The following is an 11,934-nucleotide window of genomic DNA, read 5'->3' as shown; positions in this document are numbered from 1 at the left end:
GGTTCGTGCCGTGTCCGAAACGCTGACCGTCGGTTTCCTGCTCTATCCCGGCTGCACGCTGCTCGATTTCGCCGGGGCCACCCAGATCTTCGCCTACACCCCGGGCTTCCGCACGGTGTGGATCGCGGCGACGACCGATCCGATCGCGACCACCGAGGGCGTATCGGTGGTGCCGAACTTCTCCTTCGCCGATGCGCCGTCGCCGGACATCGTGTTCGTGCCGGGCGGTGGCGGCGACGGCGTCACCGCGGCGATGGCCGACCCCGCGCTGCAGGCATGGCTGAAGCAGGCCGGCGCGCAGGCGAAGTGGGCCGGCTCGGTGTGCACCGGTGCGTTCGTCGTCGCCGCGGCCGGGCTGTTCGACGGCTGCGCGGTGACCACGTACTGGAGCGCCCGCGATGCGCTGGCGCTGTTCCCGACGCTGGACGTGGTGCCCGGCTACCCGCGCGCGCAGATCGACGCCGAGCGCCGGCGTTTCAGCGGCGGCGGCATCTCGTCGTCGCTCGACCTCGCGCTGGAGCTGGTGCAGGAAATCGCCGGTGAACGCGCGGCGCAGAGCACGCAGCTCGACAACCAGTACGCGCCCGACCCGCCGGTGCACAGCGGCGACCCCACGCAGGCGTCGCCGGAGCTGGTGATCTCGATCACCCAGCAGCAGGCATCGATGAACGCGCAGCTGGTGGCCGCGGTGCAGGCGATCGTCGGCGGTTGAGTCCTCCCGCCCGAAGCGATCCCGCGCGGGCGTTTGCTAGCATCCGCGCATGGATTCCGTGACCCATCTGTTCTACGGCGGCGTCATCGCCGCCGCGATCGCGCCGCGCGCGCATCGTCGCGCGGCGCTGCTGGCCGGCATGGCGATCAACACGCTGCCGGACCTCGACGTCATCCCGCTGAAACTGTTCGCCGACCCGGTGGCGGAGATGACCTGCCACCGCGGCGTCACCCATTCGATGCTGCTGCTGCCGTTCGTGGCCTGGGCGCTGTGGGCGTGGTTCAAGCGCCGCGGCGGGCGCGTGGCGGAGGCGCCGCAGCGCTGGTTCTGGGTGTTCATGCTCACGCTGTTGTCGCATCCGTTCATCGATGCTTTCACCGTCTACGGCACGCAGCTGCTGTGGCCGCTGCCGCTGGCGCCGACGATGTGGTCCAGCCTGTTCATCATCGACCCGGTGTTCCTGCTCGCGTGGCTGCTGGCGTTCGTCGTGGCGATGGCGGTGCCGCAGAAGCGCGTCGCCGATCGCGCGCTGGTCGCCGGGCTGGCGCTGGGCTTCGGCTATCTCGGCTGGTCGCTGCTCGCGAAGTGGCAGGTGGAGCAGGCCGCGGAGCGCACGCTCGCGCCGATGGCGCTGCAGGACGCGCCGCGCTTCAGCGTGCCGATGCCGTTCAACACGCTGCTGTGGCGCGTGGTGGTGATGACGCCGGACGGGTATCTCGAAGGCGAGCGCTCGGTGGTCGCGGATCGTGGCCCGATGCGCTTCCGTCGCATCGCCGCCGATCCCGCTCCGCTCGCCCTTGTCCGGCGCGTCCCCGCCGGCGCGCGGCTGCTGTGGTTCAACCACCATTTCGCCCGCGTCGACGCCGTCGACGGCCGCCTGCGTCTCACCGACCTGCGCATGGGCAGCGAGCCCGACTACACCTTCCGCTTCGACATCGCCAGGCTGGAAGAAACCGTGTACGAATCCCTGGACGGGCCCAAGACCAGCTACGACTTGATTCCGATCACCCCCGTGCAACTCAAATGGCCGTGGAACGCCGCCGACCGCCTGCCCGCGATGTGGACGCGGATCTGGCGGGAGCCGGTGCAGGCAGGTGTGTCGATGCCGGCAGGGCGCTGATCGGTAGAGCGGCCTTCAGGCCGCTGCTTTTGGGTGATGGAACGCCAGCGGCCTGAAGGCCGCTCTACCGGTCGGGACGGAACGCCAGCGGTCTTGTCTTCAACCGCCGAATGGCGGGTCAGGCCGCTCTGCCGACACCGGCGGATGTCGGCGTTCGCCGACCAGCGGACCGGGTCGTGGAAGATCAGGTCCGCGGGACGTCGATCCGCGCCACGCCCGCGTCGCGCGCGAAGCGGACGATGGCGTCGGCGTCCTCGCGCGCCAGCATGCGCAGCGGCAGGCACTGCGCGGCATGCGGGTCGAAGTACACCATCAGGAAACCGGCGCGTTCGCGCACCCGCGGGATGGCGGCCCACCGCAGCGTCAGCGTCGAGTTCGGCGCCGCGATGTGCAGGCCCTCCCGGTCGAACCGGTAGCGATGCGGCCCGTGCGCGCGGGCCTCGCGCTGCTGGCGACGGACCTTGAGCAGTTGCAGCACCGGGATGATCCCGAACGACAGCGCGATGATCGCCGTGCCCGCGAGATCGAAGCCACGTTCGTTCCGCAGGGTCGACAGCAGCAGGAACAGGCCGCAGGCCGAAGGCCGAAGGCAGCAGCACCCAGAACAGCGCGGCCGGCGATCCGAGCGTGAGCAGCCACGTCATGCGCAGCCGCTCGCCGAAGGTCAGGGTCGGGGTGATCTCGACGGCAGGGGGCGAGGCATCGTGCGTCGAGGTCGTGTTCACGCCGCCGCCTCCAGCACCGGCGCCACGCCCGCGATCAGCGCGTCGAAGTAGTCGCGGGTCAGGCGCAGCTGCGCGTCGGCGGTCTCGGCGCGGTTGACGACCGCGCGGAAGTTGTCGTTCTCGGGGCGGTCCTTCGCATACCAGCCCAGGTGCTTGCGCGCGATGCGCACGCCGTGCGGTTCGCCGTAGAACGCGTGCAGGTGTTCGAGGTGGCCGAGCAGGATGTCGCGGATGTCCGCCAGCGTCGGCGGCGGCAGCGTCTCGCCGGTGGCGAGGAAGTGCGCGACCTCGCGGAAGATCCACGGCCGGCCCTGCGCGGCGCGGCCGATCATCACCGCGTCGCAGCCGGTCGCATCGAGCACTTGCTTCGCCTTCATCGGCGAATCGATGTCGCCGTTCGCGATCACCGGGATCTTCAGCGTCGCCTTGATCGCGGCGATGGTGTCGTACTCGGCGACGCCGGTGTACTGCTGGTCGCGGGTGCGGCCGTGGATGGTCAGCGCGGCGATGCCGCTGTCCTCGGCGATGCGCGCGATCGTGGGTGCGTTGCGCGCGTCGGCGGCCCAGCCGGTGCGGATCTTCAGCGTGACCGGCACGTCGACCGCATTCACGACCGCGGAGAGGATGCGGCCCACCAGCGACTCGTCGCGCATCAGCGCCGAGCCCGCCCACGCGTTGCACACCTTCTTCGCCGGGCAGCCCATGTTGATGTCGATCAGCTGCGCGCCGTGGTCGACGTTGTAGCGCGCGGCCTCGGCCATCACCTCGGGCACGGTGCCGGCGATCTGCACGCTGATCGGTGCGGGTTCGCCGTCGTGATCCATGCGGTGCAGCGACTTGCGCGTGCCCCAGAAGCGTGGGTCGGACGTGGTCATTTCCGACGCCGCCAGTCCCGCGCCCAGCCGCTTGCACAGCTGCCGGAACGGCTTGTCGGTGACCCCGGCCATCGGGGCCAGGATCACGCGGGGTTCGATGCGGTGGGGACCGATGCGCATGGCGACATTGTACGGGCGGCCGGAGGGGCGCCGTGGCGGATGGGCGTTGTGCTGCAGTGTGCCGCCGTGGTCGGATAGGCACGCGGATCGCACCACGTCAGGCGTGGTGGCCGGGAGGGCGACGGTCCGCTGCCCGCAGGGGGCTCATGCGCGGGGAACCATTCCGTTCCATCCAAGGGGGAAAATCGATGATGCAACATGCGAGCAGGGCCGCGATGGCCGCTGTCGTCCTGTCGTCGCTGGTCGGTTGTGCGACCGTCACGCGCGGCACCACCCAGGCGTTCACCGTGCAGACCACCCCGGTCGGCGCGACCGTGTCACTGTCCAACGGCGAGCGCTGCGAATCGCCGTGCACGCTGACGCTGAAGCGGAAATATCCGTTCGCGGTCGAGATCTGCAAGGTCGGCTACGCGCTGGTGAACACGCAGGTGGTCAGCCAGGTGTCCGGTGCCGGCGGCACGGCGATGGCGGGCAACGTGCTGCTGGGCGGGCTGATCGGCGCGGGCGTCGATGCCGGCAGCGGTGCGATGAAGGATCTGCGTCCGAATCCGCTGGCGGTGACGCTGGAAGCCGCGGCGCCGGGCTGCGAAGCGCCGTCGTTCCCGGCGGTGCCCGAAGGCGGACAGACGCCCGACGAGTACGCGCAGAAGAAAAAGAAGAAGTGACGCAAACGTCGTGATCCGGCCGCCTGCAAGTGTGCGGGCTGAAAACGAAAGACCCGGCGTGCGCCGGGTCTTTCGCGTCGGGCCGGGCGTCGCGCCTCAGGCCGTCTCGTCTTCGACCGCCGCGTCCGGCGCGTTGGTCTTCACCGATGCGATGCCGTTGTCGCGGCCGGCTTCGTCGGCGTACATCTGGCTGCTGCCGATCACTTGGTTGTTGCCCGCCTTCAGGTTGAAGTAGAGCTTGCCGTTGGCGGCGGTCCTGCGGTCGTAGCGGGCGTCGATGCCGGCGTTCTTCTTCACCGACTCGATGCCGTTGGTGCAGCCGCCGCGATCCTTGTAGCCCTCGCTGCTCAGGATCACCTGGCCGTTGCCGGCCTTGAGGTTGAACTGGAACTCGCCGTTGCTGCGCTTGCTGATGACGAACTTGCCGGCCATGGGACCTCCTGGATGAGGGTGGAGTCCCGAGCGTAGCAGGCAGCGACGGCGCGAAGGGGGCTCAAACCGGGAATCGTGCGGCGACCTCTTCGGCGGTCGGCATCGCCGAGGCGGCGCCCGGGCGTTCGGTCGACAGCGCGGCGTAGCGGTGGGCGGCGCGCAGGTGGGCGGCGAACGCGGCGTCCGGGCGCAGTGCCAGCGCGGCGGCCAGCGCGCCGTTGAAGGCGTCGCCTGCGCCGGTGGTGTCGATCACCGCCGCCGATTCCGCCGGCAGCCGGTACCAGGCGGTGTCGTCGCCGCGCAGCGTACCGTCGGCGTGCGAGACGAAGCAGCCTGCGGCGCCGAGCGTCACCACCACCGTGCCGCCGGGCAGCAGGTCGCGGCACAGCGCGTGCAGGCGCGGCGAGTCAAGGCTGGCGAGGTCGCCGCCGTCGATGCGCTCGCCGAGGTGGCGGGCGAACAGCCCGGCGCATTCGGTTTCGTTCGGGGTCAGCAGGTCGGCCAGCGCCAGCACCTCGCGCGGCACGGCGATGTTCGCCGGCGCCGGGTTGAGCATCGCGATCGCGCCGTGTTCGCGTGCCAGCCGCAGCGCGGCGCCGACCGCGTCCAGCGGCGATTCCAGCTGCACCAGCACCACCGCCGCGGCGGCGACGGCCTCGGCCTGGGCGTCGACGAACTCCGCCGACAGCGCGGCGTTGGCGCCGGGGCCGACGACGATGCTGTTGCGGCCCTGGGCGTCGACGAAGATCCCGGCGGTACCGGTCGGCGCCGTGCTGCGCTGGTCGCGCAGGTCGATGCCGTCGGCGGTCGCCAGCGCGCGCGCCAGCTGGCCGCCGAGGTCGTCGCCCAGCGCGCAGACGAAGGTGGTGGCGGCGCCGCTGCGGGCGGCGGCGGTGGCTTGGTTGAAGCCCTTGCCGCCGGGGCCGCTGGCGTACTCGCCGGACAGGGTGGCGCCGGGGGCGGGCAGCGTGTCGCTGCGCCAGACGTGGTCGACGTTGAAGGAGCCGACGACGATGACCGGCGCGGCGGGGGTGGCGGGACGGGGCATGGGGGGATTCCTGGAGCGTGAGACGCCGCCGCCTCCGGATCGCTCCGGAGGCGGCGGGCGGGACATGGCGTGTGGAACGGGAAGGCCGCCGCGGGGCGGCCTTCCGGGGCGGGCGTCAGCGCAGGCCGATCAGCACGCCGGCGATGGTCGCGGTCATCAGCGTGGCGATCGAGCCGCCGAGCACGGCGCGCAGGCCGAAACGGGCGAGGTCGCCGCGGCGCTCGGGCGCGAGGCCGCCGATGCCGCCGATCTGGATCGCGATCGAGGCGAAGTTGGCGAAGCCGCACAGCGCGTAGGTCAGGATCAGGCGCGAATGCTCGCTGATCTGGCCCGGGCCGTCGCCGACCGGCGTCTGCGACAGCTGCAGGTAGGCAATGAACTCGTTCAGCACCACCTTCTGGCCGATCAGGCCGCCGGCGATCACCGAATCGTTCCAGTCGATGCCGATGACCCAGGCGATCGGTGCCAGCACGTAGCCGAGGATCAGGCCGAGGTTGAGCCGCACCTTCTGCGCGGCGACGTCGACCGCACCGTCGTTGAGCATCATGTTGAGGCTCTGGTAACCCGGGATGTGCAGGTCGCCGAACCAGCCGATGATCGAGTTCAGCATCGCGATCAGGGCCACGAACGCCAGCAGCATCGCGGCGATGTTGATCGCCAGCTTCATGCCGTCGGACGCACCGCCGGCGGCGGCGTCGATGATGTTCTTGCTCTCGCGCTCGACGTGGATCGTGACCTTGCCGCCGGTGAGCGGCGTGCCGGTCTCCGGGATCAGGATCTTGGCGATCAGCAGCGTGGCCGGCGCGGCCATGATCGACGCGGCCAGGAAGTGCTTGGCGTAGATCTGCTGCTGCACCACGTCGGTGCCGGCCAGCATGCCGATGTACACCGCCATCACGCCGCCGGCGATGTGCGCCATGCCGCCGATCATCATCGTCAGCAGCTCGGACTCGGTCATGCGGTTGATGTACGGGCGCACGGTCAGCGGCGCCTCGGTCTGGCCGATGAACACGCTGGCGCAGACGCTGGTGGTCTCGGCGCCGGACACCTTCATCACCTTGGTGATCGCCATCGCCATCATCTTCACGATCCACTGCATCACCCCGAGGTGGTACAGCACGGCCATGAACGAGGCGAAGAAGATCACCGTCGGCAGCGCATGGAAGATGAAGACGAAGCCGTACTTGTCCTGGTCGGCGAAGCCGCCGAGGATCATCTTCGAGCCTTCGTTGGTGAAGCCGATCAGCTTGACGAAGACGGCGCCGAGGCCCTCGAAGATCTTGCTGCCCCAGCCGGTCAGCAGCACGAAGGCGGCGAACACGATCTGCAGCGCCACGCCGGTGCCGACCAGTTTCCAGTCGACCGCCTTCTTGTTGCTCGAGAACACCCAGGCGATGCCCAGCAGCACCGCGAGTCCGAACAGGCCGAAGCCGATCCGCATCAACGCATCCATCCCCACTCCCCAAACCTGACGGCAGAATCGGGGCAGGGTAGGGCAGCCGGCCGGGCCGGGCAACTGGGCCGGGTGCCGGCGGGCCCGGGGCCCGGGCATTCAGGTGTCGCGGGCGATCACCCGGTTGCAGCCCTCGCGCTTGGCCACCTGCAGCCGGCGGTCGGCGCTGCGCAGCAGCGAGGACACGTCGCTGCCGTCGGCCGGATAGCTGGACAGGCCGCCGCTGAAGGTGATCTTGAGCGGGTCGCCGCCGCGCTCGGGCACGAACGGGCGCTCGAGCATCAGCTGGCGCAGGCGGTCCAGGCGCTCCCAGGCGTTGCCGATCGGGCAGTTCAGCAGCAGCACGAACTCCTGGCCGCCGATCCGGATCAGCCGCTCCTTCGGCTGCAGCATCTCGCGCATCGATCCGGCGATGTGGCGGATGGCGCGGTCGCCGGCGAGGTGGCCGTAGGCGACGTTGACGCGCTTGAAGTCGTCGAGGTCGAGCAGGGCGAGGGTCAGCGACGTGCCTTCCTCGCGCACCGTCTCCAGCACCCGCGGCATGCGCTGCACCAGCCAGGCGCGGTTGGGCAGGCCGGTCAGGCCGTCGCTGCCGGAGGATTCGATCAGCCGCTGCATGCGGAACACCACGGTCGCGGTGAGCACCGTCATCATCAGCAGCAGGACCTGGCGTTCGACCTGGCTGCCCAGCGACACCGAGCCGTAGTCGACCGACACCAGCTGTTCCGGCGAATCGGCCGCCATGTACAGCAAGGCCACCATCGCGCTGTTCTGCACGATCGACAGCGCGCCGGCGTAGAGCGTCAGCCGGCCGTCGTTGCGCAGCGCGGTCATGCTGATCGAGATCAGGTAGAAGGTCCAGATGATCATGCTGTTGAACGGCGCGACCGGATCGCCGAGGTGCAGCAGTGCCAACGCCAGTGTCGTGGTGGTGACGTCGTAGGTGGTGGTGGCGTAGGGCAGCCAGGTGTGGCGGCGGCGATTGCGCGCCAGCGCCAGCCAGATCTGCGCGCACAGATTGATGAACACCGATGCGCCGAGGCCGATCACGAACTCGGTCACGCTGCCGGCGCCCTGGTTGCCGATCATCGCCACCGGCACCAGCAGCAGCGCCAGTGCGGACAGCGTGGCGCGTACCCGCGCGACCAGCAGTTCGCCGCCGGCGCCCAGATCCAGCATGACTTCGTCCGGCCGCGCGAACAGCGTCCGCAGCAGATCGCGTTTCCAGTCGCCGGTGATGCTCATGCCGTTGCGTGCCTGCCCTCGATCGGCGGACAGCATAGCGTCGCCGGCCGTGCACGTCCCGCGCCGTGCCGGACGTGGCAGGATGGCCGCTCGTCCGATCGATTCAGGGAGAGATTCGATGTCGTTCCGAAAAGGTGACAGGCGCCCGTTCGGTGCCGCCTTCGCGTTGCTGGCTGCGTTCGCCGCCTGCGGCAGCGCCGCCGCCCAGGCCGCGCCGCGCTTCGACCAGCTCTACATGCTGCAGCCGCACAACAGCTACGACCACGGCGCGCAGCTGACGCTGTGGCTGTCCGCCGGCTATCGCACGGTCGAGCTGGACGTGCAGGACCAGGACAGCTGGTGGACCAACGCCCGCGGTCCGTACGTCGCCCATGACGGCGGCCCGGTGAACAGCAACTGCCGCGGCACCGCCGACCGCCTGGCCGACTGCCTCGACGACATCGTCGACTGGCAGAACGCGCATCCCGGCGAACTGCCGATCGTGGTCTTCGTCGACATGAAGACGCGCGTCGCCAATGCGCTCACCGCCTGGGACGTGTCGAAGATCGACGCACTCGATGCCTTCGTCGGCGGCTACCTCGGCGCGCGCCAGTACCGTTACGCCGACCTGCGCAACGCGATCGCCGCCGCGCCGGGCGCGACCGCGCGCGAGAAGCTGATGTCGGCGGGCTGGCCGACCGCCGATTCGCTGCGCGGGCGGATCATCGTCGCCTTCACCGGCGGCCGCATCGGCGCGGTGAACCAGGGCATGGACGCGATGATCTCGCTGCGCGGCGCGTCGACGCGTGCTTTCCTCTGCCCCGACGTGGACGCGCCGGACCCGGACGAGATTTCCGGCATCGTCGACGGCATGTCGGCCGCGGCCTCCGGCCAGATGCTGTGCGCGAACGTGCAGGCGGGCGACCACTACCAGCTCGTCGCCAACCGCTCGGCGCAGTACCGCCAGCTGATGCACCTGTGGGGCGCGGCCGGCGACTTCACCAGCACCGACTACTCGCCGGTCTACATCGCCGTGGCCCACGGCGTGACCGCGGTGGGCATGGACGTGACCGAGTCGCTCTCGGCGACCAGCGTGTTCGTGCCGTCGTGGACGGGGAACATCCCGCTGGTCGGCACCCGGCGCGGCGTGCCCGGCTACTTCACGTTGCGACCCTACAGCGCCGGCGGCACCCGCTGCGTCGGCACCCGCAGCAACGGGTATTCCAACGGCAGCCAGATCGACCAGGAAACCTGCACCGGCGGCGCCGACCAGCAGTTCGTCTACACCGCGGAAGGCCAGCTGCGGCCGCGCGGCAACAACGTCTACTGCATGGACATCTCCGGCGGCACCGCGGGCAACGCCAAGGCGATGCACCTGTGGGACTGCGACGGCGGCGATTCGGAGAAGTGGTTCCTGATGCCCGACGGCCGCCTGCGCAGCCGCTCCAACACCGCCTACTGCGCGGCGGTGCCGGGTGGCGTCACGACCACCGGCACTCAGCTGAAGACCGAAGCCTGCAGCGCGACGACGTCGCAGCAGTTCGAGCGCCTGCCGGTCGCCGACTGGGCCCAGACCACGTTCTGAGCCTCGCCCCGACGTCCGGCTTCGCCCACGGGCGAGGCCGGCGTCGGTGCGGCAGCCGGTGCGGTCGTCGCCACCGACACGCCGTTCACCGCGACCCACGCCGCCAGCGCGAGGAACAGCGCCGCCGCCGCCATCCGCGCCGCCTTCAACGGCAGCTTCGTCGCGAACTTGCTGCCCAGTGCCACCACCGGCACGTTCGCCAGCAGCATGCCGATCGTGGTGCCGAACACCACCGGCCACAGCGTCGGTGACTTCGCCGCCAGCACGATCGTCGCGATCTGGGTCTTGTCGCCGATCTCGGCCAGGAAGAACGCGATCACCGTGGCGACGAACGCGCCGCGCGCCGGCAGCTTTTCGCCGTCCTCGTCGATCTTGTCGGGCACCAGCGTCCACAGGCCGATCGCGGCGAAGCTGGCGACCACGATCCAGCGCAATGTGTCCGGGGTGAGGTGCGAGGCGATCAGCGCGCCGACCCAGCCGGCCAGCGCGTGGTTGAACACGGTGGCGACGAAGATGCCGGCGATGATCGGCCACGGGCGGCGGAAACGGGCCGCCAGCAGCAGTGCCAGCAACTGGGTCTTGTCGCCGATCTCGGCGATGGCGACCGTCAGCGTGGACACGCCGAGGGTGGACAGCGAGGACAGATCCATTCGGAACTCCGGGGCCGGGCTTCGCGCGGAGGCGAAGGCAAACGCCGCGCAGCCCGGCCCGGGTTGGCGCGACGCCTGCCTTCGGTCTTGCCCGCGGTCGCCGTGCGACCGTTCCGCGCCATGGCCTGCGGGCCAAGTGTGTTGACGCGGGGACCGGCCGTGGCCGGTGGGCTACTCCCCGGAGGAGGGAGCGCGCAGTTTACCCGGTTCTGCCCGCTTCGTTCTGCCCGCTTCGGTCGCCGCGACGCCCGCGGGTACACTGGCCGGCCCCGCCTCGGTCACGGAACGCACCATGCAGTATCGACGTCTCGGCTCCACCGGCCTGCAGGTTTCCGCGCTGTCGTTCGGCGCCTGGATGACCTTCGGCGGCCAGATCGGCCGCGGTGCCGCGCGCGAACTCATCGCCATCGCCTGGGACCACGGCATCAACCTGTTCGACAACGCCGAGGGCTACGCCAACGGCGAGGCCGAGCGGGTGATGGGCGACGTCATCGCCGACCTGCGCCTGCCGCGCGACGGGTTCGCCGTCACCAGCAAGGTCATGTTCGGCTCGGCCGCCGACCCGCGGCCGATGCAGAAGGGCCTTTCGCGCAAGCACGTGCGCGACGCCTGCGACGCCGCGCTGAAGCGCCTGCGGGTGGATTACCTCGACCTCTATTTCTGCCATCGCCCCGATCCGGACACGCCGATCGAGGAAACGGTGTGGGCGATGGACACGCTGATCCGGCAGGGCAAGGTGCTGTACTGGGGCACGTCGGAATGGTCGGCGACGTCGATCCGCGAGGCGGTGAAGATCGCCCGCCACCACGGCCTGCACGCGCCGTCGATGGAGCAGCCGCAATACAACCTGCTGCATCGCGAGCGGGTCGAGCTGGAATACGCGCCGCTGTACGCGGAGCTGGGCCTCGGCACCACGGTGTGGTCGCCGCTGGCGTCCGGCCTGCTGACCGGCAAGTACGCCGCCGGCGCGCCGGCCGACGCGCGCCTCGGGCTGGAAGGCCAGGGCTGGCTGCAGCGGCTGGTGATGGGGCCCGAGGACGCCGACCGCCCGGGGCGCGCGCGCCGCTTCGTCGCGATCGCCGAAGAACTGGGCGTGCCGCCGGCGCCGCTGGCGATCGCCTGGTGCCTGCGCAACCCGCACGTGTCGACCGTGCTGCTGGGCGCGAGCCGCGCCGAACAGTTGCACCAGAACCTCCAGGCGCTGGCGCTGGTGGACAGCGTGGATGACGCCGCATGGCGCCGGATCGAGGCCGCGACCGCGGGTTGATCGCGTCGTCGCGATCCGCAGCCCGGATGCGAAACGCCCCGCCGAAGCGGGGCGTTTC

Annotated in this window: 12 protein-coding genes; 5 read left to right on the top strand and 7 right to left on the bottom strand. The window is 70.4% G+C overall.

From position 1 onward, the window contains the following. Positions 1-10 precede the first annotated feature (10 nt). Both ACT53R_RS14340 and ACT53R_RS14335 read left to right on the top strand, forming a co-directional pair. Positions 11-712, top strand: coding sequence for a DJ-1/PfpI family protein (locus ACT53R_RS14340; protein WP_476172576.1), 702 nt, complete (start codon positions 11-13; stop codon positions 710-712). A gap of 49 nt (positions 713-761) precedes the next feature. Next, positions 762-1,832, top strand: a complete 1,071-nt coding sequence (locus ACT53R_RS14335) for a metal-dependent hydrolase (protein WP_476172575.1) — start codon at positions 762-764, stop codon at positions 1,830-1,832. 184 nt (positions 1,833-2,016) lie between these two features. On the opposite strand, the gene ACT53R_RS14330 is transcribed toward ACT53R_RS14335, so the two are convergent. After that, positions 2,017-2,310 carry a YcxB family protein gene (locus ACT53R_RS14330; RefSeq protein ID WP_476172574.1) on the bottom strand — a complete coding sequence of 98 codons (294 nt, stop codon included), beginning with the start codon at positions 2,308-2,310 and terminating at the stop codon, positions 2,017-2,019. 243 nt (positions 2,311-2,553) lie between these two features. Further along, the gene (dusB, locus tag ACT53R_RS14325) at positions 2,554-3,552 is read right to left on the bottom strand and encodes a tRNA dihydrouridine synthase DusB (RefSeq protein ID WP_476172573.1); all 999 of its coding nucleotides are present in this window, start codon (positions 3,550-3,552) and stop codon (positions 2,554-2,556) included. Positions 3,553-3,767: 215 nt separating this feature from the next. Between dusB and ACT53R_RS14320 the strand changes: the two genes are divergently transcribed. After that, on the top strand, positions 3,768-4,217 hold the full coding sequence (locus ACT53R_RS14320; RefSeq protein WP_476172572.1) for a hypothetical protein: 450 nt from the start codon (positions 3,768-3,770) through the stop codon (positions 4,215-4,217). Positions 4,218-4,313: 96 nt separating this feature from the next. Here ACT53R_RS14320 and ACT53R_RS14315 read toward each other — a convergent pair whose 3' ends face one another. The 4 genes from ACT53R_RS14315 to ACT53R_RS14300 all read right to left on the bottom strand — a co-directional run bounded on the left by ACT53R_RS14315 (position 4,314) and on the right by ACT53R_RS14300 (position 8,395). Beyond that, positions 4,314-4,649 carry a YegP family protein gene (locus ACT53R_RS14315; RefSeq protein WP_476172571.1) on the bottom strand — a complete coding sequence of 112 codons (336 nt, stop codon included), beginning with the start codon at positions 4,647-4,649 and terminating at the stop codon, positions 4,314-4,316. Positions 4,650-4,710: 61 nt separating this feature from the next. Further along, positions 4,711-5,697 carry a ribokinase gene (locus ACT53R_RS14310; protein WP_476172570.1) on the bottom strand — a complete coding sequence of 329 codons (987 nt, stop codon included), beginning with the start codon at positions 5,695-5,697 and terminating at the stop codon, positions 4,711-4,713. 115 nt (positions 5,698-5,812) lie between these two features. Then, complete coding sequence (locus tag ACT53R_RS14305) at positions 5,813-7,150, bottom strand: NupC/NupG family nucleoside CNT transporter (protein ID WP_476172569.1); 1,338 nt, start codon at positions 7,148-7,150, stop codon at positions 5,813-5,815. Positions 7,151-7,249: 99 nt separating this feature from the next. After that, a complete protein-coding gene (locus ACT53R_RS14300; RefSeq protein WP_476172568.1) occupies positions 7,250-8,395 on the bottom strand; it encodes a GGDEF domain-containing protein in 1,146 nt (381 codons plus the stop codon). A 118-nt stretch (positions 8,396-8,513) separates the two neighbouring features. Here ACT53R_RS14300 and ACT53R_RS14295 point away from each other — a divergent pair, with 118 nt between their 5' ends. Continuing rightward, the gene (locus tag ACT53R_RS14295; RefSeq protein WP_476172567.1) at positions 8,514-9,959 is read left to right on the top strand and encodes a Ca2+-dependent phosphoinositide-specific phospholipase C; all 1,446 of its coding nucleotides are present in this window, start codon (positions 8,514-8,516) and stop codon (positions 9,957-9,959) included. Here the strand turns inward: ACT53R_RS14295 and ACT53R_RS14290 are convergent. Beyond that, complete coding sequence (locus tag ACT53R_RS14290) at positions 9,872-10,609, bottom strand: TMEM165/GDT1 family protein (RefSeq protein WP_476172566.1); 738 nt, start codon at positions 10,607-10,609, stop codon at positions 9,872-9,874. The two genes, ACT53R_RS14295 and ACT53R_RS14290, sit on opposite strands and share 88 nt — an antisense overlap. A 292-nt stretch (positions 10,610-10,901) precedes the next feature. Here ACT53R_RS14290 and ACT53R_RS14285 point away from each other — a divergent pair, with 292 nt between their 5' ends. Beyond that, the gene (locus ACT53R_RS14285; RefSeq protein WP_476172565.1) at positions 10,902-11,876 is read left to right on the top strand and encodes an aldo/keto reductase; all 975 of its coding nucleotides are present in this window, start codon (positions 10,902-10,904) and stop codon (positions 11,874-11,876) included. The last annotated feature ends 58 nt before the right edge of the window (positions 11,877-11,934 follow it).

This window comes from Lysobacter sp. DMC104 (assembly GCF_056313665.1).
The sequence above is the reverse complement of the archived record's forward strand: the minus strand, read 5'-3'. Positions and strand labels throughout refer to the sequence as shown.